The 1,391-nt window shown below is 64.8% G+C and carries 1 protein-coding gene; it reads left to right on the top strand.

From position 1 onward, the window contains the following. Positions 1 to 111: 111 nt before the first annotated feature. Positions 112 to 1,391: ISL3 family transposase (locus E3T42_RS06410; RefSeq protein ID WP_134402680.1), on the top strand; the 1,280-nt coding region annotated here is incomplete at its 3' end.

The raw sequence follows: 1,391 nt of genomic DNA, 5'->3' as shown, positions 1-1,391 counted from the left end.
GGCTCTCCTGCTGCATCTGTGGGTCTTTCGGAGCGCCTTAACGGCCGCACGCCGCTTCCTGTCTAGGTTTCTGACTGTCAAGGAAAGAAACTTTATAGGCGGGAAAACGGCGTGCGATCTCTAACAATATGGCGGACCTTGCTCGGTGTCGACAAGACGGTGGTCGAGGACGTTGATCTCGACCCTGCGACGGGCGTTTTCGTCGCTTCGGTGCGACTGACCAGGTCGATGCGGAACCGGTGCGGGAGCTGCCAGAAGCGCAGCCCGCGCTACGACGACGGGGCGGGGCGCCGCCGGTGGCGGAGCTTGGATTTTGGCACGACCCAGGTCTTTCTGGAGGCGGATTCCCCGCGGGTGTCGTGCCGGGAGCATGGTGTGATCGTGGCTGCGGTCCCGTGGGCCCGGCACCAGGCCGGCCACACGCGCCACTTCGATTCCTACGTCGCGTGGCTGGCCACGAAAACATCCAAGGCTGCCGCGACTGAGTTGATGCGGATCGCATGGCGCACGGTCGGGTCGATCATCACCCGGGTTTGGGCCGACACGGAAGAGCTCCATGATCCCTTCGCCGGGCTCACCCGGATCGGGATCGATGAGGTCTCCTTCAAGCGCGGCCGGAAGTTCTTGACCGTGGTCGTCGACCACGATTCGGGGCGTCTGGTCTGGGCAGCTCCGGGCCAGGACAAGGCCACTCTCGGCACGTTCTTCGATGCCCTCGGCGAGGAACGATCAGCCCTGATCACGCATGTTTCCGCGGATGGGGCCGGCTGGATCGCGACCGTCGTCGCGGCACGCTGCCCGAACGCGGTCCGCTGCGCGGACCCGTTCCACGTCGTCAAATGGGCCACGGAAGCCCTCGACGAAGTCCGCCGGGCAGCCTGGACCGAGGCTCGGAAACAGGCCCGCTTGAACGAGTCCCGAACGGTTGGCCGGCCCGCCCGCGACGCTCCGGCCCGGCCTCACAGCGAGCACGCGAAGTTGATGATGAACTCCCGCTACGCGCTCTGGAAAAACCCGGAGAACCTCACCGAGAAACAACAAATCAAGCTGGCTTGGGTCGTTCAAACCAACCCGGCCCTGGGCCGGGCCTACTACCTCAAAGAAGGCCTCCGACTGGTCTTCAAACTGCCCCACGCCGAAGCCGCCGAGGCCCTGGACAAGTGGGTCGGATGGGCGCGCCGCTGCCGGATCCCGTCGTTCGTGAAGCTGCAGCGCTCGATCGTGAAGCACCGCGCTGCGATCCTCGCCTCGATCGAGCACGGTCTCTCAAACGGCCGCATCGAATCCGTCAACACCAAAATCCGACTCATCACCCGAATCGCCTTCGGCTTCAAATCACCCGACGCCCTCATCGCCCTCGCCATGCTCAGCCTCGGCGGCCACAAACCAGT

Source organism: Cryobacterium sp. TMT4-10, from assembly GCF_004403275.1.
Lineage (GTDB): Bacteria > Actinomycetota > Actinomycetes > Actinomycetales > Microbacteriaceae > Cryobacterium > Cryobacterium shii.
This window is presented reverse-complemented; position numbering and strand designations above follow the sequence as displayed.